Raw genomic sequence first — 26213 nt, 5'->3', positions numbered from 1 at the left:
AATGACTTTAAATATGAAAGTAGAAAGCATGCATAAATTCCATACATTCGAAATTCCAACGGTGATCAAGCACGGAATCGGCGCGGTGAAACACGTAGGGGAAGAAGTGGGCGCACTAGGCGTTTCAAAAGCGCTGCTTGTGACTGACCCTGGAATTTACAAAGCGGGAGTCGCGGATCCGGTTATTGAATCATTAAAGGAAGCGGGCATAGAAGTCGTCCTTTTCAATAAAGTAGAACCAAACCCTCCTGTTCGGCTTGTTAATGAAGGATCAACTATTTATAAAAAAGAAAACTGCAACGGTTTGGTCGCTGTCGGAGGCGGAAGCTCTATGGATACAGCAAAAGCCATCGGAGTAGAAGCGACACACGAAGGAAGCGTGCTTGATTATGAAGCAGCAGACGGAAAAAAACCGTTAGAAAACCGTATTCCTCCGCTTACAACGATTCCGACAACAGCTGGAACAGGTTCAGAGGTAACGCAATGGGCTGTTATTACAGATGAAGAGCGCGAATTCAAGTTTAATACAGGCGGACCGCTGATCGCCGCTCACTTAACAGTAATTGATCCTGAGCTTCATGTTTCTATGCCTCCTCATGTAACGGCAATGACGGGAATCGATGCGCTTGCTCACGCAATTGAGTGCTATACAATGAAATTTGCCCAGCCGATCACGGATGCCGTGGCGCTGATGGCGATTGAATACGGGGCGCACTACATCAGAAGAGCCTTTGCCGACGGAGAGGACCTTGAAGCAAGATACGGAATGGCACAGGCTGCAATGCTTGCCGGCCTTTCATACGGAAGCGAATCAGCAGGCGCGGCACACGCGATGAGCCAAACACTTGGCGGCATTATTCCTGTTGCTCACGGCCAATGTGTCGCAGCAATGATGGGACCTGTAATGGAATTCAATTGGAAAGGGTATCCTGAGAAATTTGCTCGTATCGCAAAAGCATTCGGCATTGATACAAGCAATATGTCTACAGAAGAAGCGGCGAAAGCATCTGTAAACTGGATGTATGATCTTGTAGAAGACTTAGAGGTTCCGACTTTAGAAGAGCAAGGCGTATCACCTGATATGATCGAGCGCTTATCTAAAGAAGCGATGAAAGATCCCCAAACATTCGGCAATCCGAGAGATTTAAATGAAAAAACGTACAACTGGATTTATAAACGCTGCTTTAACCTTACGCCTAAAACAGTATAATGAAACACCCCGCTCCTTTACAGAGCGGGGTTTTTTTATGATAAGATAATTGAAATAGTTGGAAATCAATAATAGAAAAAGGATGTGCCGGCATATGTGGAAGCGTCTTGCTGCTGCAACAGAAGGGCTTTATATTGCGGATACAAAGAATTTCGTTACAAAACAAATGGATGAATTGCATTTTGATTATGGCGGCATACCCGGTGATCTGCATTTCGGACTTACAAAACGGGCCGGTGCGCGGGAGCCGATGTATAAAAGAGGGACTGAAATTTTCAATCGCAGACAAATTTCAATTGTCTCTGCTGAAGAATGTGCAGAAATCGCCGGGAAAATGGGCGTGCCCGAAATTTTTCCAGAGTGGCTCGGTGCGAATGTGGAGATCAGCGGCCTGCCTGAACTGACTTCTTTACATGAAGGAAGCAGACTGATTTTTCCAAGCGGGGCCGCGTTATTGTGTGAGGGGGAAAACCATCCGTGTATACAGCCGGGAGAGGTGATTCAATCTTATTATCCGGACAAGCCTAAGCTTGCCTCGGCGTTTGTGCGTCACGCGATGGGCAGGCGGGGAATCGTTTGCGTCGTCGAGCGCCCTGGTGCCGTTTTTGCAGGAGATTCTATTGAAGTCCACTCTTACAATACGATAAAGATAAAGCCAAAAGCAGAAAGGGTCTGAATCATCAGACCCTTTTTTTCATTATATCTTCTCTTTAATCTCTTTTATTTGGCTGAGATGCCGTTTTTCATGATGGCCGATAAAATCAATGAACTGTTTGACTGTCAGCTCCTGAAAAACGGGATGAGGCAGCACTCTATTGAAGTCGTCCTCTTTTAATGAGGCGATGATAGACGTCAGCTGTTCTCTCACGACATCAAGCTCTTGTTTCATTTGGCTGCCTGACATGTAGCTTTGATCCGGTTCGAAATGGCTCGGGGCCTTGCGTTTGTTCGTTCTGTCCTCTGCCATTTCAACCGGTTTTTCCTCTATTTCTTTTAACGGTGCATCCTTCACCCGATCTTTAAAGGCGGTCTGTGCAGCTGCATCAATTAGCTTTAAATGATCAAGGACTTCACGTATGCTCCATTCGTCCGCAGACGTTTTTTTGTTCAGCTGATCATCAGTAAGACCTTTAATTTCATTCCATGTTTCCAATCTGGCTTCATAAAAGATACTCATGACATCTCCTCCTGCAAAAAGCTTATCATAAACGGTCTCTATAATCATTTTTAAACTCCGCTAAGCGGCTTATCTATACAAATATGAAACTTTTTACCGCTAAAGCCGTATTAAAAGATAGCCCCAAAAGCAATCAATCCGTCAGCATCCCTCAAGACCCTGTCCCCGTAAAGTGAAAATTGAAGTAACGATAACTTACCCAAGATAAGAAAGGATGAGGTAATTGGAACTCGGTTTTCCGATTCAAACGCTTTATCTTTATACACTCATCATAGCCGGAAGCCTGACGCTGCTATTTGTATTTTTCAGTGATATGTTTGAAGGGCTGCTGGAGGCTGTTCCGATCTCTTTTCTTAATCCGGCTTTAGTGCTCGCGTTTTTCACTTTTTTTGCGGCATCAGGCTATATAGGAGAAACAGCCGTACCGCTTTCCAGCCCGATTATCGCACTTTTTTCTTCCATACTTTCAGTGCTGTTAGTCAGTTTGCTGCATATATTTGTACTTGTTCCGCTCTCATCTGCGGAAGAATCGCTGACCTACAGAGAAGGAGATCTAAAAGGCAGAGTCGGAAAAGTGATTACAGCTGTACCGGTTGACGGCTATGGAGAAGTATTGATTGAAGGGATCGGCGGCGCCATCTCAAAATCTGCAATCAGCTTTGACAACGAACAGATCGGTTACGGGACAGTCGTATTGATAGTCGATGTGAACAAAGGGGTTCTCTCCGTCACGCCTCATGAACCATTATAAAACAAGGGGGAATAAAGAATGACCATGCCTATTTTAATTGTAATCGGAGTTGTATTCTTTTTACTTATCGCTCTCATTGCCGTTTTTATTACAAAATATCGAACGGCCGGGCCTGATGAAGCATTAATCGTAACAGGAAGCTATCTCGGCAATAAAAACGTACACGTGGATGAAGGCGGAAACCGTCTGAAAATCGTCAGGGGCGGAGGAACCTTTGTCCTTCCGGTTTTCCAGCAGGCAGAACCGTTAAGCTTGCTATCAAGCAAACTCGATGTATCAACACCTGAAGTATATACCGAACAAGGCGTGCCAGTCATGGCCGACGGAACAGCGATTATTAAAATCGGCGGTTCAATCGGAGAAATCGCCACAGCAGCCGAACAATTTTTAGGAAAATCAAAAGAAGACCGCGAACAGGAAGCGAGAGAAGTATTGGAAGGGCATCTGCGTTCCATACTCGGGTCTATGACAGTAGAAGAAATTTATAAAAACAGAGAGAAATTTTCTCAAGAAGTGCAGCGTGTCGCGTCTCAGGATCTCGCTAAAATGGGGCTTATCATTGTATCGTTTACGATCAAAGACGTCCGTGATAAAAACGGCTATCTGGAATCCTTAGGGAAGCCGAGAATCGCTCAAGTAAAGCGTGATGCTGATATCGCAACCGCAGAGGCGGATAAAGAAACAAGAATAAAACGCGCAGAAGCTGCGAAAGATGCGAAAAAATCAGAGCTTGAACGTGCGACGGAAATAGCCGAAGCCGAAAAATTGAACCAGCTCAAAATGGCTGAATACCGCAGGGACCAAGATACAGCGAAAGCAAACGCCGACCAGGCGTACGATTTGGAAACGGCCAGAGCCCGCCAGCAAGTAACTGAGCAGGAAATGCAGGTCAAAATCATCGAGCGGCAAAAGCAAATTGAATTAGAAGAAAAAGAAATTCTGCGCCGCGAACGCCAATATGACTCCGAAGTGAAGAAAAAGGCAGATGCCGACCGTTACTCAGTCGAACAATCCGCAGCCGCTGAAAAAGCAAAACAGCTGGCAGAAGCAGACGCCAAGCAATACAGTATCGAAGCGATGGCAAAGGCTGAAGCTGAAAAGGTGCGAATTGACGGTCTTGCGAAAGCCGAAGCTGAAAAAGCAAAAGGGGAAACAGAGGCAGAGGTTATCCGCTTAAAAGGTCTTGCAGAAGCGGAAGCGAAAGAAAAAATTGCGGAAGCCTTTGAAAAATACGGCCAGGCAGCGATCCTCGACATGATTGTCAAAATGCTTCCTGAATACGCAAAACAAGTATCAGCTCCGCTTTCTAATATTGATAAAATCACTGTCGTTGACACCGGAGGTAACGGTGAGGGCAGCGGCGCCAACAAAGTAACAGGCTATGCGACCAATTTGATGTCCAGCCTCCAAGAAAGCTTAAAAGCATCTTCAGGAATAGACGTTAAGGAAATCATTGAGAATTTTTCGGGAAAAGGAAATATCAAACAAAGTATTCATGAGCTAACGAATGAACTGAAAGAACCAAAACAGCCTATTAGGGAAACTTCAATAGAAGAAAAAACAGAGTAAGAAAGGGGCGGCACTGCTCCGAATAAAGATAGAATAACCTTGAAATAAAGAAACAGCAGGTAAAAAAGACTTGCTGTTTCTTTATTTTCTCTAATCATATATTTTACGGAATAATACCTATTATTTTTAAGGAATTCCAGTATAATCTATTTGTATAGTAAAAAAGGGGGTCATATACATGACTAAAAAATTAATGTGCGTGATTATCTGCCTGCTGATCATCGCCCCGGCGATGCAAGTATCAGCGGCACCAAAGCAAGAAGAGCTTCAAAGCTATCTAAAAGAAATAGGAATGACAAAAACAGAATTGCAAACCTATTTAAAAGAAAATTATGATGAAGATTTGAATGACTTTACATCCGCCGCTGAATTGCGGGAGTATCTGGGAGAGAGGCTGACGGATAAAGCGCTCGCCGCTTACTTAAAAGAATACGGCATGAGCAAGAAAGAAGCGGAGCACCAGCTGTTTGTGTTCGGTTTTCTTCAAAAAAGCCAAGCCATTCAGGATGTGTATGTATTTGCCGATGACTTTGTCAGCGCACTTGATTACATAACAAGCTACACACCGCTGACTGACAAAAATTTTGCAGCCCTGCTGAAAAAATACGGACTGACTAAAAGTGAATACGCAAAGATGTTCCCTGGTGATGAAGATATCAGGTTATATACAGATTCAATAGAGGATGCAGAAGAGTATCTATCCGCAGCATTAGAAGAGAAGCAAGCGGAAGAACAATTTATGAAACTGTTCAGCCAAATCGGCATCGACCAAAATGAATTGGAGAATCTCTATCAGCATATGTCCGCTTTGGAGAAAAAAGATCCTCAGTTTTCGGACAAGCTATTAGCTTTATCAGACCGCCTGCTTGATTTGCCAAGTTTTACGAGCATCAGTGAACTATCTGCCGGCGAAATTGCGGAACTGCTCGATGTGATGAACGATTTTCAAGACACTTTTCAAGTGAAAACGAAATTTTATCTCATTAATGGAAACAGCAAAAAAGAACTTACAGCCCGGAGCCTGTTGTCTGTCAACCCGGTCCAAGGGTCCAAGCTTCTGGTTGAACTATATGACTGGAACGGAAAATTCCTGCTTGACGCTATTTTTACGGCGGACATGGTAGACTCTGAAACAGCACATCAAACCGGGAGCGATATCCGAAAAGCAGAACAGATTGTAAAAGAGAGCAAAACGTCAACAAAGCCTAAAAAAACCAGCGCCGCACAGGTGGAAAAAACGGTAAAAGGCGCCAAGCTCCCTAAAACAGCAGGCCATTATGCGGAATGGTCTATGTTTGGGCTTTTATTGCTAGCCGGCGGACTGCTTATGATAAGAAAACTTCGTAAAACAGCATCATTGAAGTAAAAGAAATGAGTGACCGCACATTAAACGTTTTAAACAATCTAACAAACGAAAAACAGTCTTTATTTTGTCCATATGCCTAATAGCCGGAGGTCTATATATTACTTCCACAAATGCATGGAAGCTATTACAAGGTTACGCGCTGTTTCAATTCGGCCAGTTCAAAGAGCAAACAGCAAATGAAAAAAATGCTTCAGGCACCGCTAAGGCGGCAGAACCAAAAACAAAAGCTAAAGAAATTAACGAAACCTTTCAAACGGGAGAAAAAATCGGCGATTTGGTCATACCGAAGATAGGCGCCGAATTGCCGATTTACCATGGAACGGATGAGGACGAGCTTGTAAAAGGAGTAGGGCATTATGCAGGCTCCGTCTTGCCGGGTGAAAATGATAATTCGGTCCTTGCCGGCCACCGTGATACTGTATTCAGAAAGCTGGGCGAAGTTGGAAAAGGGGATAAGTTAATCGTAAAAGCATCCTACGGCACATTCACTTATAAAGTCAAAAAGGTGCGAATTGTAGATTCAGATGATCGAACAATCATTGTACCTAAGCCGCGTGCCACGCTCACATTATCGACTTGTTATCCCTTTGACTTTATCGGCTCTGCTCCGGAAAGATATGTACTGGTTGCGAATCTAGAGGAAACATAAAAAACCAGCGGAATGATTCCGCTGGTTTTTGCAATGTTAAGCCTTCTCTGTCTGTAAAAGACGCGGAGCTGTGATAAATAATAAACAGAGCACAACAGCGCATATTATGAAAGAAGGCACCATATAGGTTGCATTATAGCTTAAAGAATAAATCCATACCGGAGTGCCTTTAGGGGCAAAACTGCCAAAAAACACCGCGCCGGAAATGACATGGGCGGCATAGCGTAAAAAACTCCCGATAAAAACAGCGATAATGACAGAAGCAATCAATTTCCCTTTTTCTTTTGAAACAGCGGCTTTATAAACAACAGAAGCAAATAATCCGCTAATTCCTATGACAGCGAAAGCGACAAGATAGTCGAGCAGAAGCTGAACAGGATGCTGGGCGAACAGATTACCGATAGCAATCTGCACAAGACCGGTCAGAAGTCCGGAAGTAAGGCCAGCTTTTACTCCCCACCGGAACGAAATCAAAAAGATGGGTATCATCATAATGGAGATCGATCCGCCTTGAGGCATCCGGAGAAACATCCCGGAAATAATGTCTAATATGACTGCAGCCCCTGTCATGATTGCAATTTCAATAAGGCGTACCAGTTGTTTTGATTGATTCATAAAAATTCCCCTTCCATTAGACAATCCATAAGGACAAACAAAAAAGCAGTGCGGGAAGGATGGGGAAAGTTCCACGCACTGCTTTACGTTCTGCAATTCATTTGGCTTTGCCACATCCCTACGCCAGCGTTAACTAACAGGTTCAAAGGGTCAGAACGAAACCGTTCACTCTCAGCTTTAATGCTCCCCTTGCGGTCATCAAGTATTTAGTTCATTTCTACTATACAAGAAAATAAAAGAAACAACAAGATAACATGTAAGTGATTAAAACAGCAGCATATACAGTTCGGTCCATTGAAGCATAAGCTTATAACGGTCTCTCTAAAAATCTAAATTTAGTTTACTCTTCATATAGAAGAAAATATTCAAAGGGGTAGTTGTAAGGTGAATTCAAATGAGTCCAAAAGAGATGACACACTGTAAACAGGTGTGCCAGTTTTTACGCACTTAACACTAATACTGAGCACTGAAGTATGCGGTGTTCAATTAGTATTCAATCAATCAGTCCCTGAGATTAAAAGAGTTTAGAGGAATAAATAGAATTGCCTTATTTATGTTTCTGATTTTATTCTAGATTTTTTTAAAAAAACTATTGCAATAAATGTTTCAGAATGATATATTATTATTCGTCGCTGATAAACAACAGTGACACAACAACAAGCTTCAAAAAAAATCAAAAAAAGTTATTGACATAAAAGAAGCTGAATGGTATAGTAATAAAGCTGCTTCAAACGAGGCGGACAAGATGATCTTTGAAAACTAAACAAGACAAAACGTACCTGTTAATTCAAAGTTTTAACATAAAAATCGCACAGCGATGTGCGTAGTCAGTCAAACTAAGGCCTGCACGATGCAGGTCACGCGGATGTTACCACAGGATGTGGCGAACTTAATCTGCGATCCATTATCGGAGAGTTTGATCCTGGCTCAGGACGAACGCTGGCGGCGTGCCTAATACATGCAAGTCGAGCGGACAGATGGGAGCTTGCTCCCTGATGTTAGCGGCGGACGGGTGAGTAACACGTGGGTAACCTGCCTGTAAGACTGGGATAACTCCGGGAAACCGGGGCTAATACCGGATGCTTGTTTGAACCGCATGGTTCAAACATAAAAGGTGGCTTCGGCTACCACTTACAGATGGACCCGCGGCGCATTAGCTAGTTGGTGAGGTAATGGCTCACCAAGGCAACGATGCGTAGCCGACCTGAGAGGGTGATCGGCCACACTGGGACTGAGACACGGCCCAGACTCCTACGGGAGGCAGCAGTAGGGAATCTTCCGCAATGGACGAAAGTCTGACGGAGCAACGCCGCGTGAGTGATGAAGGTTTTCGGATCGTAAAGCTCTGTTGTTAGGGAAGAACAAGTGCCGTTCAAATAGGGCGGCACCTTGACGGTACCTAACCAGAAAGCCACGGCTAACTACGTGCCAGCAGCCGCGGTAATACGTAGGTGGCAAGCGTTGTCCGGAATTATTGGGCGTAAAGGGCTCGCAGGCGGTTTCTTAAGTCTGATGTGAAAGCCCCCGGCTCAACCGGGGAGGGTCATTGGAAACTGGGGAACTTGAGTGCAGAAGAGGAGAGTGGAATTCCACGTGTAGCGGTGAAATGCGTAGAGATGTGGAGGAACACCAGTGGCGAAGGCGACTCTCTGGTCTGTAACTGACGCTGAGGAGCGAAAGCGTGGGGAGCGAACAGGATTAGATACCCTGGTAGTCCACGCCGTAAACGATGAGTGCTAAGTGTTAGGGGGTTTCCGCCCCTTAGTGCTGCAGCTAACGCATTAAGCACTCCGCCTGGGGAGTACGGTCGCAAGACTGAAACTCAAAGGAATTGACGGGGGCCCGCACAAGCGGTGGAGCATGTGGTTTAATTCGAAGCAACGCGAAGAACCTTACCAGGTCTTGACATCCTCTGACACCCCTAGAGATAGGGCTTCCCCTTCGGGGGCAGAGTGACAGGTGGTGCATGGTTGTCGTCAGCTCGTGTCGTGAGATGTTGGGTTAAGTCCCGCAACGAGCGCAACCCTTGATCTTAGTTGCCAGCATTCAGTTGGGCACTCTAAGGTGACTGCCGGTGACAAACCGGAGGAAGGTGGGGATGACGTCAAATCATCATGCCCCTTATGACCTGGGCTACACACGTGCTACAATGGACAGAACAAAGGGCAGCGAGACCGCGAGGTTAAGCCAATCCCACAAATCTGTTCTCAGTTCGGATCGCAGTCTGCAACTCGACTGCGTGAAGCTGGAATCGCTAGTAATCGCGGATCAGCATGCCGCGGTGAATACGTTCCCGGGCCTTGTACACACCGCCCGTCACACCACGAGAGTTTGTAACACCCGAAGTCGGTGAGGTAACCTTTATGGAGCCAGCCGCCGAAGGTGGGACAGATGATTGGGGTGAAGTCGTAACAAGGTAGCCGTATCGGAAGGTGCGGCTGGATCACCTCCTTTCTAAGGATATTTAACGGAATATAAGACCTTAGGTCTTATAAACAGTACGTTCCCTGTCTTGTTTAGTTTTGAAGGATCATTCGATTCTTCGAGATGTTGTTCTTTGAAAACTAGATAACGATAAGTAAGACATCACATTCAAAAGTAAGACCAAGAATACTGTAGTGATTCTTTTTTAACGGTTAAGTTAGAAAGGGCGCACGGTGGATGCCTTGGCACTAGGAGCCGATGAAGGACGGGACGAACACCGATATGCTTCGGGGAGCTGTAAGCAAGCTTTGATCCGGAGATTTCCGAATGGGGAAACCCACCACTCGTAATGGAGTGGTATCCATATCTGAATACATAGGATATGAGAAGGCAGACCCGGGGAACTGAAACATCTAAGTACCCGGAGGAAGAGAAAGCAAATGCGATTCCCTGAGTAGCGGCGAGCGAAACGGGATCAGCCCAAACCAAGAGGCTTGCCTCTTGGGGTTGTAGGACACTCTATACGGAGTTACAAAGGAACGAGGTAGATGAAGAGGTCTGGAAAGGCCCGCCATAGCAGGTAACAGCCCTGTAGTCAAAACTTCGTTCTCTCCAGAGTGGATCCTGAGTACGGCGGAACACGTGAAATTCCGTCGGAATCCGGGAGGACCATCTCCCAAGGCTAAATACTCCCTAGTGACCGATAGTGAACCAGTACCGTGAGGGAAAGGTGAAAAGCACCCCGGAAGGGGAGTGAAACAGATCCTGAAACCGTGTGCCTACAAGTAGTCAGAGCCCGTTAACGGGTGATGGCGTGCCTTTTGTAGAATGAACCGGCGAGTTACGATCCCGTGCAAGGTTAAGCAGAAGATGCGGAGCCGCAGCGAAAGCGAGTCTGAATAGGGCGCATGAGTACGTGGTCGTAGACCCGAAACCAGGTGATCTACCCATGTCCAGGGTGAAGTTCAGGTAACACTGAATGGAGGCCCGAACCCACGCACGTTGAAAAGTGCGGGGATGAGGTGTGGGTAGGGGTGAAATGCCAATCGAACCTGGAGATAGCTGGTTCTCTCCGAAATAGCTTTAGGGCTAGCCTTAAGGTAAGAGTCTTGGAGGTAGAGCACTGATTGGACTAGGGGCCCCTACCGGGTTACCGAATTCAGTCAAACTCCGAATGCCAATGACTTATCCTTAGGAGTCAGACTGCGAGTGATAAGATCCGTAGTCGAAAGGGAAACAGCCCAGACCGCCAGCTAAGGTCCCAAAGTATACGTTAAGTGGAAAAGGATGTGGAGTTGCTTAGACAACCAGGATGTTGGCTTAGAAGCAGCCACCATTTAAAGAGTGCGTAATAGCTCACTGGTCGAGTGACTCTGCGCCGAAAATGTACCGGGGCTAAACGTATCACCGAAGCTGCGGACTGTTCTTCGAACAGTGGTAGGAGAGCGTTCTAAGGGCTGTGAAGCCAGACCGGAAGGACTGGTGGAGCGCTTAGAAGTGAGAATGCCGGTATGAGTAGCGAAAGAGGGGTGAGAATCCCCTCCACCGAATGCCTAAGGTTTCCTGAGGAAGGCTCGTCCGCTCAGGGTAAGTCGGGACCTAAGCCGAGGCCGAAAGGCGTAGGCGATGGACAACAGGTTGATATTCCTGTACCACCTCCTCACCATTTGAGCAATGGGGGGACGCAGGAGGATAGGGTAAGCGCGGTGTTGGATATCCGCGTCCAAGCAGTTAGGCTGGGAAATAGGCAAATCCGTTTCCCATAAGGCTGAGCTGTGATGGCGAGCGAATTATAGTAGCGAAGTTCCTGATTCCACACTGCCAAGAAAAGCCTCTAGCGAGGTGAGAGGTGCCCGTACCGCAAACCGACACAGGTAGGCGAGGAGAGAATCCTAAGGTGATCGAGAGAACTCTCGTTAAGGAACTCGGCAAAATGACCCCGTAACTTCGGGAGAAGGGGTGCTCTGTTAGGGTGCAAGCCCGAGAGAGCCGCAGTGAATAGGCCCAGGCGACTGTTTAGCAAAAACACAGGTCTCTGCGAAGCCGTAAGGCGAAGTATAGGGGCTGACGCCTGCCCGGTGCTGGAAGGTTAAGAGGAGCGCTTAGCGTAAGCGAAGGTGCGAATTGAAGCCCCAGTAAACGGCGGCCGTAACTATAACGGTCCTAAGGTAGCGAAATTCCTTGTCGGGTAAGTTCCGACCCGCACGAAAGGCGCAACGATCTGGGCACTGTCTCAACGAGAGACTCGGTGAAATTATAGTACCTGTGAAGATGCAGGTTACCCGCGACAGGACGGAAAGACCCCGTGGAGCTTTACTGCAGCCTGATATTGAATGTTGGTACAGCTTGTACAGGATAGGTAGGAGCCTTGGAAACCGGAGCGCCAGCTTCGGTGGAGGCATCGGTGGGATACTACCCTGGCTGTATTGACCTTCTAACCCGCCGCCCTTATCGGGCGGGGAGACAGTGTCAGGTGGGCAGTTTGACTGGGGCGGTCGCCTCCTAAAGAGTAACGGAGGCGCCCAAAGGTTCCCTCAGAATGGTTGGAAATCATTCGCAGAGTGTAAAGGCACAAGGGAGCTTGACTGCGAGACCTACAAGTCGAGCAGGGACGAAAGTCGGGCTTAGTGATCCGGTGGTTCCGCATGGAAGGGCCATCGCTCAACGGATAAAAGCTACCCCGGGGATAACAGGCTTATCTCCCCCAAGAGTCCACATCGACGGGGAGGTTTGGCACCTCGATGTCGGCTCATCGCATCCTGGGGCTGTAGTCGGTCCCAAGGGTTGGGCTGTTCGCCCATTAAAGCGGTACGCGAGCTGGGTTCAGAACGTCGTGAGACAGTTCGGTCCCTATCCGTCGCGGGCGCAGGAAATTTGAGAGGAGCTGTCCTTAGTACGAGAGGACCGGGATGGACGCACCGCTGGTGTACCAGTTGTTCTGCCAAGGGCATCGCTGGGTAGCTATGTGCGGACGGGATAAGTGCTGAAAGCATCTAAGCATGAAGCCCCCCTCAAGATGAGATTTCCCATTCCGCAAGGAAGTAAGATCCCTGAAAGATGATCAGGTTGATAGGTCTGAGGTGGAAGTGTGGCGACACATGGAGCTGACAGATACTAATCGATCGAGGACTTAACCACACTTTTGAATTAGTGCTTACGCGTTATCTAGTTTTGAGAGAACACTCTCAAATTGTTTGGTGGCGATAGCGAAGAGGTCACACCCGTTCCCATACCGAACACGGTAGTTAAGCTCTTCAGCGCCGATGGTAGTCGGGGGCTTCCCCCTGTGAGAGTAGGACGCCGCCAAGCAATTGCACGTCAGTGCAGATATGGAGGATTAGCTCAGCTGGGAGAGCATCTGCCTTACAAGCAGAGGGTCGGCGGTTCGAGCCCGTCATCCTCCACCATTCTTGGATATACATAATGTTTTGTATCTTTGACATATCGAGCCGGTGTAGCTCAATTGGTAGAGCAACTGACTTGTAATCAGTAGGTTGGGGGTTCAAGTCCTCTTGCCGGCACCACTTTTATATGGTATAATACTCAAGTCTCTTTTAAAAAGAGCCATTAGCTCAGTTGGTAGAGCATCTGACTTTTAATCAGAGGGTCGAAGGTTCGAGTCCTTCATGGCTCACCATTTTCATGCGGGTGTGGCGGAATTGGCAGACGCGCTAGACTTAGGATCTAGTGTCTTATGACGTGGGGGTTCAAGTCCCTTCACCCGCATTATATAGGATGACAGTTGTTAAGCAGTTGGACATCCTGTCTGCGGAAGTAGTTCAGTGGTAGAACATCACCTTGCCAAGGTGGGGGTCGCGGGTTCGAATCCCGTCTTCCGCTCCAACTATACCATCCACGCCGGGGTGGTGGAATTGGCAGACACACAGGACTTAAAATCCTGCGGTAGGTGACTACCGTGCCGGTTCAAGTCCGGCCCTCGGCATTTAAAATGTTGCGCCCGTAGCTCAATTGGATAGAGCGTTTGACTACGGATCAAAAGGTTAGGGGTTCGACTCCTCTCGGGCGCGCCATTATATATTAAGATCGGGAAGTAGCTCAGCTTGGTAGAGCACTTGGTTTGGGACCAAGGGGTCGCAGGTTCGAATCCTGTCTTCCCGACCATTTCTCGGGGCCTTAGCTCAGCTGGGAGAGCGCCTGCCTTGCACGCAGGAGGTCAGCGGTTCGATCCCGCTAGGCTCCACTTGATTTTAATAAAAGTTTTGGCGGTGTAGCTCAGCTGGCTAGAGCGTACGGTTCATACCCGTGAGGTCGGGGGTTCGATCCCCTCCGCCGCTACCAAAGGACCTTTAGCTCAGTTGGTTAGAGCAGACGGCTCATAACCGTCCGGTCGTAGGTTCGAGTCCTACAAGGTCCACCACTATACGGAGGAATACCCAAGTCTGGCTGAAGGGATCGGTCTTGAAAACCGACAGGGGTGTCAAAGCCCGCGGGGGTTCGAATCCCTCTTCCTCCGCCACACATATTTCTTCAAACTTAATATTTTTTATATCATCGCGGGGTGGAGCAGTTCGGTAGCTCGTCGGGCTCATAACCCGAAGGTCGCAGGTTCAAATCCTGCCCCCGCAACCAATTTTTAAAATCAGTACTCAGAACAGAGTACATTAAAATGGTCCGGTAGTTCAGTTGGTTAGAATGCCTGCCTGTCACGCAGGAGGTCGCGGGTTCGAGTCCCGTCCGGACCGCCATTTTTAAATAGTTTGGCTCGGTAGCTCAGTTGGTAGAGCAACGGACTGAAAATCCGTGTGTCGGCGGTTCGATTCCGTCCCGAGCCACCTTTTACAATTTTATATATTTTGGCGGTTGTGGCGAAGTGGTTAACGCACCAGATTGTGGCTCTGGCACTCGTGGGTTCGATTCCCATCAATCGCCCCAAATAAAAATGCGGGTGTAGTTTAGTGGTAAAACCTCAGCCTTCCAAGCTGATGTCGTGGGTTCGATTCCCATCACCCGCTCCATTTTTGTATCGTCATGGGCCTGTAGCTCAGCTGGTTAGAGCGCACGCCTGATAAGCGTGAGGTCGATGGTTCGAGTCCATTCAGGCCCACCATGACCCATTCATTTTATTCCACAGTAGCTCAGTGGTAGAGCTATCGGCTGTTAACCGATCGGTCGCAGGTTCGAGTCCTGCCTGTGGAGCCATATGGAGAAGTACTCAAGTGGCTGAAGAGGCGCCCCTGCTAAGGGTGTAGGTCGTGTAAGCGGCGCGAGGGTTCAAATCCCTCCTTCTCCGCCATATAAAGGCCCGTTGGTCAAGCGGTTAAGACACCGCCCTTTCACGGCGGTAACACGGGTTCGAATCCCGTACGGGTCATCCTGAAAACCTTGCATATCCTGCAAGGTTTTTTTGTGTTATCGTAAGAAAGTTTAGGCAGTTTTATGATATACATGATTATGACAAAAATCCCTATATTCTTCGCGCCATTTCAGAAAATGCAGTTTTATGTCAATAACTATAAGCGCTTACAATAGAGGGCTTTTTTTTATTTCTTCGAATAAATAATATAAATGAAAACTATGATGACAGAAAGGATGATTATATGACCGCTGCCAGCCCAACAGCACATGATGTTTATCTTTTTCATGAAGGCTGTCTGTTTCAAAGCTATCAACTGTTTGGTGCGCATTATCAAGAGCTGAATGGAGAAAAAGGATTTAGATTTTGTGTTTGGGCGCCTCATGCGTTGGATGTACGAGTGGCTAGCGATTTTAATAACTGGTCAGGTAAACTCCATGCCATGGACAAAGTAAATGATCAGGGAATTTGGAGTTTGTTTATTTCAGATATGGCAGAGGGAGAGCGATATAAGTATGAAATCGTGACAGAGAGCGGAGATATTCAACTAAAATCAGATCCATACGCTTTCTATTCTGAAGTCAGGCCCAATACCGCCTCCATTACTTATGATCTAACAGGCTATACATGGCATGATCAGAAATGGATGAAGAAGCTGAAAGCAAAGCCCATTTATGAGAAACCAGTCTTTATATATGAGCTACATCTTGGGTCGTGGAAAAAGCACTCCGACGGAAGGCTCTATTCTTATCAAGAATTAACTGATTCTCTTATCCCATATGTAAAAGAACACGGCTTTACCCATATCGAGCTTATGCCGGTAATTGAGCATCCGTATGACCGCTCTTGGGGTTATCAGGGAACCGGATATTTCAGTCCGACAAGCCGGTTCGGCACACCGCATGATTTGATGAATTTTATAGACCAATGCCACCAGCAACATATAGGCGTAATTCTGGATTGGGTGCCGGGCCACTTTTGTAAGGATTCACATGGACTGTATATGTTTGACGGAAAGCCGGTTTATGAATATCAAGAAGCGCATGACAGAGAGAACTGGATTTGGGGCACCGCTAATTTTGATTTAGGGAAATCTGAAGTTCATAGTTTTTTAATATCTAACGCGTTGTACTGGGCGGAAGTCTATCATATAGATGGATTCAGGGTCGATGCTGTGGCGAACCTGCTGTATTGGCCAAATCAGGAGGAGCGTCATGAAAACCCATATGCTATAGGATTTTTAAAAAAGCTGAATCAAAAGATGAATGAGGCTTACCCGCATGTGTTGATGATTGCGGAGGATTCTACAGATTGGCCTGATGTGACACGTCCTGCGCAGGAGGGGGGACTTGGCTTTCATTTTAAGTGGAACATGGGATGGATGAACGATATATTGAAATATATGGAGGCGCCGCCTGGCCAAAGGAAAAGCCTGCATCAGCTTGTTTCGTTTTCTTTGCTTTACGCCTTCAGTGAGCATTATATTTTACCGTTTTCTCACGATGAAGTGGTTTACGGAAAGAAGTCTCTTCTAAACAAAATGCCCGGTGATTATTGGCAAAAATTTGCCCAATATCGGCTGCTTCTCGGTTATTTCACAGCCCATCCCGGAAAAAAGCTATTATTTATGGGCGGTGAATTTGCCCAATTCGATGAATGGAAAGATACAGAGCAGCTAGATTGGTTTTTAGACACCTTCCCCATGCATCAAAAAGCCAGAGTATTTACCCAAGATCTTCTTCGCTTTTATCAAAAAAGTAAAATCCTTTACGAAAATGACCATCGTGGCTCATCTTTTGAATGGATTGATGTTCATAATGATGAACAATCAATCTTTTCTTTTATTCGGTACGGCAAACGGAGTGGTGAGGCACTAATTATTGTTTGTAATTTTACCCCTGAGGTCTATCATCAGTTTGATGTGGGCGTTCCTTTTTATACCGATTACATCGAAGTTTTGAACAGTGACAATAAGAGGTATGGAGGTTCCGGCCAAATCAATGGAAAGCCCTTGCAGTCGAGGAAAGGAACTCTGCATCATAAGCCTTGTTATGTAACAATGACTGTCCCCCCTTACGGTATTTCTATCATACGGGCCGTAAAAAGAAGAGGAGAGATCAAGTGATGAAAAAACAATGTGTGGCTATGCTCCTCGCCGGCGGGAAAGGCAGCCGTCTGCATTCTTTGACAAAAAGTATGGCAAAGCCGGCTGTTTCATTTGGCGGAAAATACAGGATTATTGATTTTACATTAAGCAATTGCTCTAATTCAGGAATTGATACGGTCGGCATTTTAACACAATATCAGCCGCTTGAGCTGAATTCATATATAGGTATCGGCAGCGCCTGGGACCTTGACAGGCATAATGGAGGAGTAACCGTTTTGCCGCCTTACGCTGAGTCATCTGAAGTCAAATGGTACAAAGGGACGGCAAGCGCGATTTATGAAAATCTCAATTATCTCAATCAGTATGATCCGGAGCATGTGCTGATTTTATCAGGTGATCACATTTATAAGATGGATTACGGGAAAATGCTCGATTTTCATATTAAAAAGAACGCGGATGCCACGATTTCTGTTATTGAGGTGGGGTGGGATGAAGCCAGCCGCTTTGGCATTATGAAGACAAATGGGGCAGGGGACATTACCCACTTTGATGAAAAGCCGAAGATTCCTAAAAGCAATCTTGCTTCGATGGGAATCTATATTTTTAATTGGCCGCTATTGAAAAGCTATTTGGAAATGGATGACTGCAACCAGTATTCAAGCCATGATTTTGGAAAGGATATCATACCTCTTTTTCTCGAAGACAAAAGAAAGCTCTCCGCCTATCCGTTTAAAGGGTACTGGAAGGATGTCGGGACTGTTCAGAGTCTGTGGGAGGCCAATATGGATTTATTAACTGGAGAATCGGATTTAAAGCTGTTTGATCGAGATTGGAAAATCTATTCTGTTAATCCTAATCAGCCTCCGCAATATATCTCGGCAGAAGCGTGTGTACATGAGTCGCTGGTCAATGAAGGATGCGCCGTTTATGGAGATATTTCTCATTCCGTTCTTTTTCAAGGCGTAACGGTCGGGAGGCATTCACAAATTAATCGGTCGGTTATTATGCCGGATGTGACGATCGGCGAGCATGTCATTATCGAGAATGCCATTGTGCCCAGAGGCTTTACACTGCCGGATGGGGCAGTGATAAGATCAAATAATAATGGAGAGGCGCTGCTCGTTACAGAAGAATTTGTTGAAAGGGAATTGATCTAAAGCTGAAGAGGGGGCAACGGCAGTTGATAAATAACCAAATATTGGGCGTTATAGATGAAACCACATATAAGCATTCTCTTCAGGATTTAGCCGCGCAAAGATCGCTGGGCGCCATTCCTTTTGCGGGGAGGTACCGATTGATTGATTTTATGCTGTCTAATATGGTGAATGCGGACATTAGGAGTGTAGCGATATTTCCAAAGTATCGCTATCGTTCTCTGATGGATCACCTTGGTGCCGGAAAAGAATGGGATTTGCACCGGAAAAAAGACGGTTTATTCTTTTTTCCGTCGCCTCATCTGCATCATGAGTACGATGAATTCGGCTCATTTCGGCAGTTTTCCGATCATCTTGATTATTTTCATCGAAGCTCGCAGCAGTATGCCGTCATTACAAACAGCCATACCGTTTGTAACATCCAATTTAAATATGTGCTGAAAAGGCATCAGGAGGCGGGCTGTGATATTACGGAGGTATATCAGGACGGACAATCGCTGCAGATCTATCTCATGTCTTCTAAGCTCTTGAAAGACCTTATTTACGGGCATGCCGAAAAAGGTTATAAAACGATCCAGGAAGCTGTGAAAAAAGAGTCTTCAACATTGACGGTCTGTCCTTATGAATATTCCGGATACGCCGCGGTTATTGATTCGGTGGAAAAGTATTATCTTCATAGCATGCAGCTCATTCAGCCGAGTTTTTGGCAGCAGGTCTTTTTGCCGCAGCTGCCGATCTATACAAAGGTGAAGGATGAGCCTCCGACCAAGTACGGAAAACACAGCGCTGTCAGAAACTCTCTCGTTGCCAACGGCTGCGTTCTTGAAGGCGAAGTCGAGAATTGTATCCTGTTTCGGGGGGTTCATATCGGTAAAGGAACGAAGCTGAAAAACTGCATTATTATGCAAAAAACACAAATAGGTGAAAATTGTGTATTGGAGCAGGTTATTTCTGATAAAGACGTGAGAATCGGCAACGCGACTGAAGCTGCCGGAACAATTGAACAGCCTCTCGTCTTAAAAAAAGGTCTTGTGCAAGGAGAGCTGATGAATTCTTGAAGGTGCTATTTGCTGTTTCAGAATGTACACCATTTGTAAAATCAGGAGGTCTTGCTGATGTGGCCGGAGCGCTGCCGAAAGAGCTGGCGCGTCTCGGAAACGATATAGCCGTCATGCTGCCCAAATACAGCCAAATTCCAAGCAAGTGGAAAAACAATATGAAAAAAATAGCTGAATGTACGGTGGCCGTTGGCTGGCGGCAGCAATATTGCGGCATTGAACATCTCGTTGAAGATGATGTGAATTATTACTTTATTGACAATGAATATTACTTTAAAAGAGACGGCTTGTACGGCCATTTTGACGATGGCGAACGATTTGCTTTTTTCTCAAGGGCCGTTTTGGAGGCAGCCCTCGTTTTGAAATTTCAGGCAGATATTGTCCACACACATGATTGGCATACTGCCATGGTCAACTATCTGCTGAAGGAGGAATATCGAAATAATCGTTTTTATGAACAGATGAAAAGTGTGTTCACCATCCATAATCTCCAATTTCAAGGCATGTTTCCGCCTGACGTCACACATGATTTACTAGGCCTTGATATGGACCATTTTCATTATGAGAGATTAGAATGCAATGGATTTGTTAATTTTATGAAAGCGGGTATTATCGCAGCTGACCATATCACAACAGTCAGCCCGACATACAGAAATGAAATCCTGACGCCTTATTACGGTGAGCGGCTTGAGCGTGTTTTGCAATATAGAGAAGCTGATTTGACCGGGATTCTCAATGGAATTGATGAGGTATTTTATCAGCCGAAGCATGACCCGTATATTGAAGCGCATTACGACTCAAAGCGTTTATCAGGAAAGGAAATAAATAAAACAAAGCTTAGGCAGAGAATGGGGCTTCCCGAAACGAAGAACGTTCCTTTAATCAGCATGGTGACGAGGCTTACGAAGCAAAAGGGGCTTGACCTTGTTCGCCGGATTTTGCATGAAGTGCTTGAGGAACATGATGTTCAGTTTATAGTGCTCGGGACTGGAGAACGGGAATTTGAGGATTATTTTCGGTATGCAGAGTTTGCTTTTCATGACAAATGCCGAGCGTATATCGGATTTGATGAGGCGCTCGCCCATCATATTTATGCAGGCTCAGATATGTTCCTCATGCCGTCTAAGTTTGAGCCGTGCGGTTTAGGGCAGTTGATCGCACTGCAGTACGGGACCATTCCGATTGTTAGAGAAACAGGCGGGCTGCATGACACCGTCAGTTCATACCGTGAGGAAGAGAATAAGGTAAACGGCTTTACTTTCTCAGCCTTTAATGCCCATGATTTGAAATTTACGATAAGCAGAGCGATTTCTTTTTATCATCAAAAGGATGAATGGAAGAGCATCATGAAAAACGCAATGAATGCAGATTACAGCTGGAGCAGGTCAGCGAAACAATACCAGCGCATTTTCGAGCTTTTGACAAGGAGTGGACGGGATGTTCTCGAGTAAAGAACGCTTTGCGGCCTTATTTTTGCAGCGTCTTGAAATGACGTGCGGAAAAAGTTTTAAAGATTCGACCAAGCTGGATCAATATAAGACACTGGGCATTATGGTCAGAGAATATATCAGTTCTAACTGGATACAGACAAATGAAAAGAGCAGGTCGAACTCTGGGAAACAAACGTATTATCTTTCGATAGAATTTCTTCTCGGCCAGCTGCTCGACCAGAACTTAATTAATCTTGGCGTGCGGGATGTGACGGAGGCGGGGCTGAAAGATATCGGCATCAGCTTGCAGGAGGTGCTCGATATAGAGACGGACGCCGGGCTGGGAAATGGCGGGCTGGGAAGGCTTGCTGCCTGTTTTTTAGATTCACTTGCGTCATTAAATTTGCCGGGGCACGGAATGGGAATCCGCTATAAGCATGGTTTATTCGAACAAAAGATCGTTGACGGACATCAGGTGGAGCTGCCGGAGCAATGGCTGAAAAACGGGAATGTGTGGGAAGTGAGAAATGCTGATCAATCAGTTGATGTGCCGTTTTGGGGGCACGTGAATGTATCTGAGCAGAATGGGCGTCTGACTTTTCGCCATGAGCATGCCACGCTGATTACCGCTGTGCCGTACGATATTCCGGTTATCGGCTATGACACCGGAACCGTTAACACCTTAAGGCTGTGGAATGCCGAGCCGTACATCCATCATCATGAAACGGATATTTTGTCATATAAGCGGGAAACGGAAGCTGTCTCTGAGTTTTTATATCCTGATGACACACATGATGAAGGGAAAATATTACGGCTTAAACAGCAATATTTTTTAGTGTGCGCGAGCGTCAAAAGCATTGTGAACAGCTACCGGAAAACACATAAATCACTATACGGCCTTCATAAAAAGGTGAGCATTCATATTAATGATACACATCCCGCTCTGGCCGTTCCCGAGCTGATGCGCATTTTACTTGATGAGGAAAAAATGAGCTGGGAGGAAGCCTGGCACATTACGGTACATACGATTTCTTATACGAATCATACAACGCTATCGGAAGCGCTTGAAAAATGGCCGATTCATTTGTTTAAGCCTCTTCTTCCGCGTATGTATATGATTATAGAAGAGATCAATGAGCGATTTTGCCGCTCTGTATGGGAGCAGTATCCGGGGGATTGGAAAAGGATAGAGAATGCTGCGATTACCGCCCACGGCGTTGTGAAAATGGCCCACCTGGCAATTGTGGGCAGTTACAGCGTAAATGGTGTTGCGAAGATTCACTCGGATATTTTGAAGGAAAGAGAAATGAAAGGCTTCCACATTCTGTTTCCGAAAAAATTTAACAACAAAACAAATGGGATTACACACAGAAGGTGGCTGTTAAAAGCAAATCCGGATTTATCGGCAATGATCTCGGATTCTATCGGAGAAAGATGGATTAAGCAGCCGGAAGCTTTAATCGATTTGAAATCATTTGCCTATGATGCGGCCTTTATTGAGCAATTTCAATTGATTAAAGAAAAGAAAAAACAAGAGCTTGCCGATATCATTTTTTGCACGTCAGGGGTGGTTGTGAATCCCGAAAGCATTTTTGATGTCCAGGTGAAACGGCTCCATGCGTATAAACGGCAGCTATTAAATGTTTTTCATATTATGTATCTGTATAACAGGCTGAAAGAGGATACAGGCTTTTCGATCCATCCTCAAACCTTTATATTCGGCGCAAAGGCTTCACCAAGCTACTATTATGCAAAGAAAATCATTAAGCTGATTCATTCTGTCGCGGATAAAGTCAATTATGATCCGGCAATTCGCGGCCTGATCAAGGTCGTTTTTTTAGAAAATTACAGAGTATCTCTGGCTGAACGGATATTTCCGGCCTCAGATGTGAGTGAACAAATTTCCACGGCAAGCAAGGAAGCGTCCGGCACGGGAAATATGAAGTTTATGATGAATGGCGCGCTGACGATCGGGACGCATGATGGCGCAAATATTGAAATACTCGAAAAGGTGGGGCCGGATTGTATTTACACGTTCGGTCTTAAGGCGGACGAAGTGCTGTCTTATTATGAAAATGGCGGATACAGGTCGAGAGAATATTATCAGCACGACCGAAGGATCAGGCAGGTAGCCGATCAGCTGATCAATGGTTTTTTTGAAGGTGAAGCTGATGAATTTGAATCTATTTATGACTCGCTTTTGCCTCATAATGATGAGTATTTTGTGTTAAAAGACTTTTCTTCTTACTTAGATGCACAGGAAAGGATTCAATCTGATTATCGCGATCGGCGCAAGTGGTCTGAGCGGTCTATTGAAAATATAGCCCATTCCGGATATTTTTCTAGCGATCGAACCATCCGGGAGTATGCGGAAGATATTTGGGGAATTAAACCGATGGAATAAAGCCGCTTGATATAGCGGCTTTTTTTAGTGGTTACACATTCATTGAGTAAATGGTAAAAGATAAATATGTCGCAAAGGCGCTCCATAAAAAATAAGGGAGAAGAAGGTATGATGCGGCCTTGTTGAGCTTATTTGCGATAACGATCACTATCAGCGCCGTTACCGCCACAAGCAGACAATCAATGGATGCGGCAAGCATACTTTTTTGGGAAAACTGAAAATAACTGAATGCTTGATTCAATATGTAATTGATGAATAGTACCATCCAAAAGCCTTTTGCCTGTCTGAATGAATATACGGCAAAAATAATAGCTGCGGCAAGAGAAATCAGGGCAAACAGAACCGCCCAAATGATTCCGATGGCAGATCCGCTTGGCGTCCACTCAGGCTTATGAAGCGCATCGTACCAATCCCGGTCAACGGGAAATAAAAAGCCCGCTGCCGAAAACAGGGCGTATGTAAGAATGAAAACGAGAACTGCACCTATTGTTTTTTTCATCTTGTCTCCTCCTTTTGTATCTTTTTACATAATCTATCATTCCTCTAATGTAGAAGGATCAAACCCCCGATATGCGGGGGAACATTTTAGATCAATGGATGTAAAGCCGCCGCTTTTACCCGTTCATATTCAAACGCTGACTCTAATTCTTCCCGCGGTAACGCCGATTTTCTTACATATTTTTCGCGGATTACATCATAAAGTTCATAAGGAAACAGCATATCAATAAACATAACTTTTTTCTGTTCGTCTGTTAAAGGCGCTGCGGTTTCATATGCATTGAGCATGACGTAAAAGGTTTTTTCATCCCACACTCCGGTCGTGTCCAAAAGCGGAATGATCATTTTTCTGAGGTCACGGATGGGCAGGTCGAAGGAGACGGTATCTAAGTCAATGACCCATATTTGATCATTTTCTCCAAGAAGCGTATTTCCTGTTCCGTAATCCTGATGACATAGGTTAGGCTGATGTTTCAATTGTTCGGTCCAAGATACGTAAGAAGACTGTAAAAGACGGTCTAACACACCCTTCCCATCTTGAATAAAGTGATCGATTTCCTGTAGATATAATTGGGAAAACGGATCGTCCTTTTCAGCCTGTGCCATCAGTTTCCATGTTTCCATTTGTTTGCATCTTTTAATATAGTGGTTCGGCCAGCGTCCGAGCTTTGTGAAAACAGGCACGCCGTTGGGAGGCTGATAGCCGACAGAAGCAGTGTGGAATTCCGCGAGCCCTTTCATAATAAATTCTAAATCTTTCTTAACGGTCAGCTCAAAAGGCCTTCCCTCAATCCAGTCATAAACCACAAATAAAAAAGCCCCGTGCTTTGTATATAGGTTTCCGTTTTTAGCCGTCAGGATAGCGGGAACCTTCATGCCTTTCTTTGCTAAATAATCTTGGGCGAAAATGGAGAACAGCGCCTTCTTTTCTGGTCTGTGGATTCTTTTTAAGCATACGGCGCCCGATTTTGTATGGATTTTCCAAACGAGAGCCATTTGATTTCCTTGAATGACTTCGATTTTTTCCGCTTGCAGGTCCCACCCCTGAAGAACGTTTTCAGCAAGTGAGGTCAGCTTTTTCTCGTCTTCAATTGATAAAGGAAGTTCTGTTGATTTCCCCTCCTCAGTGACTTCATGGTTCTCTGCCATTTAATGACACATCCTTACCTGTTTTACTTCTACAGTATGAATAACCAGAAAAAATGATTTAGATATATGACTATATTTTTTAAAACCCATGGTTGTTTACCCCTTTTTTTTATTTGGGGCAGTCCATTCCGCACAAGTTGGTCATTTAGCCGTATCATGTTTCTAACTAGTTAAAACATGTAAGAATGGAGGCTATGTATGAAAATAGCACTGATCGCCACAGAGAAGCTTCCTGTTCCTTCGGTAAGAGGCGGCGCCATACAAATCTATCTGGAAGCGGTTGCTCCGCTTATCGCAAAAAAACATTCAGTTACGGTTTTTTCGATTAAAGATCCCAGCCTGCCGGAAACAGAGACTGCCGATGGGGTTCATTATGTACATTTAGATGAAGAACATTATGCAGAATCAGTAGGAAAAAAACTTAGAAAAGGGAATTTCGACCTTGTTCATGTTTGTAATCGCCCAAGCTGGGTGACTTATTTAAAGAAACAGGCTCCGGATGCAGTCTTTGTGCTGAGCGTTCATAATGAAATGTTTGCTTATGAAAAAATCAGCGAGCGGGAAGGGAATGAATGCATAGATGCGGTCGCCCAAATTGTAACGGTGAGTGATTATATCGGCCAAACGATTACAAGCCGTTTCCCGTCAGCCCGCTCTAAAACAAAAACGGTATATTCCGGTGTTGATTTAAAGACATATCATCCCCGCTGGACAAAAAAGGGACAGCAGGCGAGAGAAGATATGCGGAACGAATTAGGGCTTCAAGGAAAGAAAATTGTGTTATTTGTGGGCAGGCTCAGCAAAGTGAAAGGCCCCCATATCTTATTGCATGCTTTGCCGCAGATCATTGAGCAGCATCCGGATGTCATGATGGTATTTATCGGTTCAAAATGGTTTGGGGACAATGATTTGAATAACTATGTCAAACACCTTCATACATTAGGCGCGATGCAAAAGGATCATGTGACATTTATTCAATTTGTAAAGCCTAAGGACATCCCCCGTTTGTATACAATGTCTGACGTATTTGTTTGCTCTTCGCAGTGGCAGGAGCCTTTAGCCAGGGTGCATTATGAAGCAATGGCCGCAGGGCTGCCTATCATTACGAGTAATAGAGGCGGCAATCCTGAGGTCATTGAAGAAGGAAAAAACGGCTACGTTATCCGGGAGTTTGACAAACCCGGTCACTATGCTGATTTGATTAATTCTCTCCTTAGCAGTTCATCAAAAAGAGAGAAGCTCGGCACATACAGCCGGACGGTTGCAGAAAACAAATTCGGCTGGAGCAGAGTAGCGGAGAATCTCCTCAGTGTCTATGAAACAAACAGATAGAAGGGG

At 45.6% G+C, this 26213-nt stretch carries 16 protein-coding genes, 21 tRNA genes, 3 rRNA genes and 1 riboswitch; of the genes, 36 read left to right on the top strand and 4 right to left on the bottom strand.

Annotation, left to right across the window (positions count from 1 at the left end; translation table 11 throughout):
• The first annotated feature begins 1 nt into the window (after nucleotide 1).
• Both gbsB and AAHT65_RS01275 read left to right on the top strand, forming a co-directional pair.
• Complete coding sequence (gene gbsB, locus AAHT65_RS01280; protein ID WP_010789274.1) at nucleotides 2–1210, top strand: choline dehydrogenase; 1209 nt, start codon at nucleotides 2–4, stop codon at nucleotides 1208–1210.
• Between the two features lie 94 nt (nucleotides 1211–1304).
• A complete protein-coding gene (locus AAHT65_RS01275; protein WP_094232648.1) occupies nucleotides 1305–1886 on the top strand; it encodes an MOSC domain-containing protein in 582 nt (193 codons plus the stop codon).
• Between the two features lie 21 nt (nucleotides 1887–1907).
• On the opposite strand, the gene AAHT65_RS01270 is transcribed toward AAHT65_RS01275, so the two are convergent.
• Nucleotides 1908–2387, bottom strand: coding sequence for a DinB family protein (locus tag AAHT65_RS01270; protein WP_088118510.1), 480 nt, complete (start codon nucleotides 2385–2387; stop codon nucleotides 1908–1910).
• A 223-nt stretch (nucleotides 2388–2610) separates the two neighbouring features.
• Here AAHT65_RS01270 and AAHT65_RS01265 point away from each other — a divergent pair, with 223 nt between their 5' ends.
• The 4 genes from AAHT65_RS01265 (at nucleotide 2611) to AAHT65_RS01250 (ending at nucleotide 6722) form a co-directional block, all read left to right on the top strand.
• On the top strand, nucleotides 2611–3138 hold the full coding sequence (locus tag AAHT65_RS01265) for an NfeD family protein (RefSeq protein WP_088117840.1): 528 nt from the start codon (nucleotides 2611–2613) through the stop codon (nucleotides 3136–3138).
• 18 nt (nucleotides 3139–3156) lie between these two features.
• The gene (gene floT / locus AAHT65_RS01260; protein WP_003327223.1) at nucleotides 3157–4707 is read left to right on the top strand and encodes a flotillin lipid rafts scaffold protein FloT; all 1551 of its coding nucleotides are present in this window, start codon (nucleotides 3157–3159) and stop codon (nucleotides 4705–4707) included.
• A gap of 178 nt (nucleotides 4708–4885) precedes the next feature.
• Nucleotides 4886–6073, top strand: coding sequence for a processed acidic surface protein (locus AAHT65_RS01255; RefSeq protein WP_343310859.1), 1188 nt, complete (start codon nucleotides 4886–4888; stop codon nucleotides 6071–6073).
• A gap of 64 nt (nucleotides 6074–6137) precedes the next feature.
• Nucleotides 6138–6722 carry a class D sortase gene (locus AAHT65_RS01250; protein ID WP_003327228.1) on the top strand — a complete coding sequence of 195 codons (585 nt, stop codon included), beginning with the start codon at nucleotides 6138–6140 and terminating at the stop codon, nucleotides 6720–6722.
• Between the two features lie 36 nt (nucleotides 6723–6758).
• Here the strand turns inward: AAHT65_RS01250 and thiT are convergent, their stop codons facing one another.
• The gene (gene thiT / locus AAHT65_RS01245; RefSeq protein ID WP_010789267.1) at nucleotides 6759–7337 is read right to left on the bottom strand and encodes an energy-coupled thiamine transporter ThiT; all 579 of its coding nucleotides are present in this window, start codon (nucleotides 7335–7337) and stop codon (nucleotides 6759–6761) included.
• 98 nt (nucleotides 7338–7435) lie between these two features.
• Nucleotides 7436–7537, bottom strand: a riboswitch (TPP riboswitch).
• A gap of 704 nt (nucleotides 7538–8241) precedes the next feature.
• Here thiT and AAHT65_RS01240 point away from each other — a divergent pair.
• The 29 genes from AAHT65_RS01240 to glgP all read left to right on the top strand — a co-directional run bounded on the left by AAHT65_RS01240 (nucleotide 8242) and on the right by glgP (nucleotide 23228).
• A 16S ribosomal RNA gene (locus AAHT65_RS01240) occupies nucleotides 8242–9791 on the top strand.
• Nucleotides 9792–9971: 180 nt separating this feature from the next.
• Nucleotides 9972–12899: ribosomal RNA gene (locus AAHT65_RS01235) — 23S ribosomal RNA — on the top strand.
• A 55-nt stretch (nucleotides 12900–12954) separates the two neighbouring features.
• Nucleotides 12955–13070: ribosomal RNA gene (gene rrf / locus AAHT65_RS01230) — 5S ribosomal RNA — on the top strand.
• The 16S, 23S and 5S rRNA genes sit together here with 21 tRNA genes alongside, the layout of an rRNA operon.
• A 22-nt stretch (nucleotides 13071–13092) precedes the next feature.
• Nucleotides 13093–13168: transfer RNA gene (locus AAHT65_RS01225), tRNA-Val, on the top strand.
• A gap of 41 nt (nucleotides 13169–13209) precedes the next feature.
• Nucleotides 13210–13285: transfer RNA gene (locus AAHT65_RS01220), tRNA-Thr, on the top strand.
• A 37-nt stretch (nucleotides 13286–13322) separates the two neighbouring features.
• Nucleotides 13323–13398 (top strand) — tRNA-Lys (locus AAHT65_RS01215).
• Nucleotides 13399–13405: 7 nt separating this feature from the next.
• A tRNA-Leu gene (locus AAHT65_RS01210) sits at nucleotides 13406–13487 on the top strand.
• Nucleotides 13488–13529: 42 nt separating this feature from the next.
• A tRNA-Gly gene (locus tag AAHT65_RS01205) sits at nucleotides 13530–13604 on the top strand.
• A gap of 14 nt (nucleotides 13605–13618) precedes the next feature.
• A tRNA-Leu gene (locus tag AAHT65_RS01200) sits at nucleotides 13619–13704 on the top strand.
• Nucleotides 13705–13715: 11 nt separating this feature from the next.
• Nucleotides 13716–13792: transfer RNA gene (locus AAHT65_RS01195), tRNA-Arg, on the top strand.
• 14 nt (nucleotides 13793–13806) lie between these two features.
• Nucleotides 13807–13883, top strand: a tRNA-Pro gene (locus tag AAHT65_RS01190).
• A gap of 6 nt (nucleotides 13884–13889) precedes the next feature.
• A tRNA-Ala gene (locus tag AAHT65_RS01185) sits at nucleotides 13890–13962 on the top strand.
• Nucleotides 13963–13983: 21 nt separating this feature from the next.
• Nucleotides 13984–14060: transfer RNA gene (locus AAHT65_RS01180), tRNA-Met, on the top strand.
• A gap of 2 nt (nucleotides 14061–14062) precedes the next feature.
• A tRNA-Ile gene (locus tag AAHT65_RS01175) sits at nucleotides 14063–14139 on the top strand.
• Nucleotides 14140–14145: 6 nt separating this feature from the next.
• Nucleotides 14146–14238, top strand: a tRNA-Ser gene (locus AAHT65_RS01170).
• Between the two features lie 36 nt (nucleotides 14239–14274).
• Nucleotides 14275–14351: transfer RNA gene (locus AAHT65_RS01165), tRNA-Met, on the top strand.
• A gap of 39 nt (nucleotides 14352–14390) precedes the next feature.
• Nucleotides 14391–14467 (top strand) — tRNA-Asp (locus AAHT65_RS01160).
• 14 nt (nucleotides 14468–14481) lie between these two features.
• Nucleotides 14482–14554: transfer RNA gene (locus AAHT65_RS01155), tRNA-Phe, on the top strand.
• A 24-nt stretch (nucleotides 14555–14578) separates the two neighbouring features.
• Nucleotides 14579–14654 (top strand) — tRNA-His (locus tag AAHT65_RS01150).
• A 9-nt stretch (nucleotides 14655–14663) separates the two neighbouring features.
• Nucleotides 14664–14737: transfer RNA gene (locus AAHT65_RS01145), tRNA-Gly, on the top strand.
• 15 nt (nucleotides 14738–14752) lie between these two features.
• Nucleotides 14753–14829 (top strand) — tRNA-Ile (locus AAHT65_RS01140).
• Nucleotides 14830–14846: 17 nt separating this feature from the next.
• Nucleotides 14847–14921 (top strand) — tRNA-Asn (locus tag AAHT65_RS01135).
• 3 nt (nucleotides 14922–14924) lie between these two features.
• Nucleotides 14925–15015 (top strand) — tRNA-Ser (locus tag AAHT65_RS01130).
• A gap of 6 nt (nucleotides 15016–15021) precedes the next feature.
• Nucleotides 15022–15093, top strand: a tRNA-Glu gene (locus tag AAHT65_RS01125).
• Nucleotides 15094–15319: 226 nt separating this feature from the next.
• On the top strand, nucleotides 15320–17200 hold the full coding sequence (gene glgB, locus AAHT65_RS01120; protein ID WP_343310858.1) for a 1,4-alpha-glucan branching enzyme: 1881 nt from the start codon (nucleotides 15320–15322) through the stop codon (nucleotides 17198–17200).
• Nucleotides 17200–18339: a glucose-1-phosphate adenylyltransferase gene (locus tag AAHT65_RS01115; RefSeq protein WP_343310857.1), complete on the top strand. Its 1140-nt coding sequence runs from the start codon at nucleotides 17200–17202 to the stop codon at nucleotides 18337–18339. The genes glgB and AAHT65_RS01115 overlap by 1 nt, the downstream gene beginning before the upstream one ends.
• Before the next feature lie 23 nt (nucleotides 18340–18362).
• Nucleotides 18363–19394, top strand: a complete 1032-nt coding sequence (gene glgD, locus AAHT65_RS01110) for a glucose-1-phosphate adenylyltransferase subunit GlgD (protein ID WP_088117834.1) — start codon at nucleotides 18363–18365, stop codon at nucleotides 19392–19394.
• A complete protein-coding gene (glgA, locus tag AAHT65_RS01105; protein ID WP_343310856.1) occupies nucleotides 19391–20845 on the top strand; it encodes a glycogen synthase GlgA in 1455 nt (484 codons plus the stop codon). Before glgD ends, glgA begins: the two co-directional genes overlap by 4 nt.
• On the top strand, nucleotides 20832–23228 hold the full coding sequence (glgP, locus tag AAHT65_RS01100; RefSeq protein WP_343310855.1) for a glycogen phosphorylase GlgP: 2397 nt from the start codon (nucleotides 20832–20834) through the stop codon (nucleotides 23226–23228). Before glgA ends, glgP begins: the two co-directional genes overlap by 14 nt.
• Nucleotides 23229–23259: 31 nt before the next feature.
• Here the strand turns inward: glgP and AAHT65_RS01095 are convergent, their stop codons facing one another.
• The gene (locus AAHT65_RS01095) at nucleotides 23260–23727 is read right to left on the bottom strand and encodes a TspO/MBR family protein (RefSeq protein ID WP_343310854.1); all 468 of its coding nucleotides are present in this window, start codon (nucleotides 23725–23727) and stop codon (nucleotides 23260–23262) included.
• An 86-nt stretch (nucleotides 23728–23813) separates the two neighbouring features.
• Nucleotides 23814–24875 (bottom strand): CotS family spore coat protein, encoded by a 1062-nt coding sequence (locus AAHT65_RS01090; RefSeq protein WP_343310853.1) that lies wholly within the window; start codon nucleotides 24873–24875, stop codon nucleotides 23814–23816.
• A gap of 198 nt (nucleotides 24876–25073) precedes the next feature.
• Between AAHT65_RS01090 and AAHT65_RS01085 the strand changes: the two genes are divergently transcribed.
• Nucleotides 25074–26207: a glycosyltransferase family 4 protein gene (locus AAHT65_RS01085; RefSeq protein WP_061669723.1), complete on the top strand. Its 1134-nt coding sequence runs from the start codon at nucleotides 25074–25076 to the stop codon at nucleotides 26205–26207.
• Nucleotides 26208–26213: the final 6 nt, after the last annotated feature.

It is taken from the genome of Bacillus atrophaeus, assembly GCF_039519175.1.
Lineage (GTDB): Bacteria > Bacillota > Bacilli > Bacillales > Bacillaceae > Bacillus > Bacillus atrophaeus.
Note: the sequence above shows the minus strand (reverse complement) of the source record. Positions and strands in the feature narration are given on the sequence as shown.

What these genes read in the sequence shown, in the direction of transcription:
- gbsB (WP_010789274.1), top strand. Translation starts at nt 2, where the DNA reads ATGACTTTAAATATGAAAGTAGAAAGCATGCATAAATTCCATACATTC.
- AAHT65_RS01275 (WP_094232648.1), top strand. Translation starts at nt 1,305, where the DNA reads ATGTGGAAGCGTCTTGCTGCTGCAACAGAAGGGCTTTATATTGCGGAT.
- AAHT65_RS01270 (WP_088118510.1), bottom strand. Translation starts at nt 2,387, where the DNA reads ATGAGTATCTTTTATGAAGCCAGATTGGAAACATGGAATGAAATTAAA.
- floT (WP_003327223.1), top strand. Translation starts at nt 3,157, where the DNA reads ATGACCATGCCTATTTTAATTGTAATCGGAGTTGTATTCTTTTTACTT.
- AAHT65_RS01255 (WP_343310859.1), top strand. Translation starts at nt 4,886, where the DNA reads ATGACTAAAAAATTAATGTGCGTGATTATCTGCCTGCTGATCATCGCC.
- thiT (WP_010789267.1), bottom strand. Translation starts at nt 7,337, where the DNA reads ATGAATCAATCAAAACAACTGGTACGCCTTATTGAAATTGCAATCATG.
- glgB (WP_343310858.1), top strand. Translation starts at nt 15,320, where the DNA reads ATGACCGCTGCCAGCCCAACAGCACATGATGTTTATCTTTTTCATGAA.
- AAHT65_RS01115 (WP_343310857.1), top strand. Translation starts at nt 17,200, where the DNA reads ATGAAAAAACAATGTGTGGCTATGCTCCTCGCCGGCGGGAAAGGCAGC.
- glgP (WP_343310855.1), top strand. Translation starts at nt 20,832, where the DNA reads ATGTTCTCGAGTAAAGAACGCTTTGCGGCCTTATTTTTGCAGCGTCTT.
- AAHT65_RS01095 (WP_343310854.1), bottom strand. Translation starts at nt 23,727, where the DNA reads ATGAAAAAAACAATAGGTGCAGTTCTCGTTTTCATTCTTACATACGCC.
- AAHT65_RS01090 (WP_343310853.1), bottom strand. Translation starts at nt 24,875, where the DNA reads ATGGCAGAGAACCATGAAGTCACTGAGGAGGGGAAATCAACAGAACTT.
- AAHT65_RS01085 (WP_061669723.1), top strand. Translation starts at nt 25,074, where the DNA reads ATGAAAATAGCACTGATCGCCACAGAGAAGCTTCCTGTTCCTTCGGTA.